1 protein-coding gene is annotated in these 367 nt (G+C 42.5%); it reads left to right on the top strand.

All coding sequences use genetic code 11. The features are described from left to right. A partial coding sequence (locus F0L74_RS34600) for a hypothetical protein (protein ID WP_188316286.1) occupies nucleotides 1-367 on the top strand: 367 nt, incomplete at both ends.

The following is a 367-nucleotide window of genomic DNA, read 5'->3' as shown; positions in this document are numbered from 1 at the left end:
AAGACGAGCACACGGAAGACAAAAAAATAAAGATATCCATCTCGAAAGACGAAGGATTGACTTTAGAAAAAGAAGGATACAAGTCTGATTACGATCGTAATGAATATGAAGAACGCGGATCTGAACACCAGGAGGATAACGACAGCGACGGCTCATACAGCAAAGGTTCCGAATACGAAAAATACGGTGAAGAGGAAAAGTATGAAGAACGTAGGACCCACGATAAGTTCTCCATTGGCAAGAACGGTATTAGTGCCGAGCGAACGAAATCAAAGAGAGGTGAAAGAAAAGAAGTCGAAGGCGAATATGAGAAAGACTACGAAAGGAAAGAGAACAACGGCGGATCCTCCGAATATTCAGAGAGAGA

Source organism: Chitinophaga agrisoli, from assembly GCF_008386695.1.
GTDB lineage: Bacteria > Bacteroidota > Bacteroidia > Chitinophagales > Chitinophagaceae > Chitinophaga > Chitinophaga agrisoli.
Note: the sequence above shows the minus strand (reverse complement) of the source record. Positions and strands in the feature narration are given on the sequence as shown.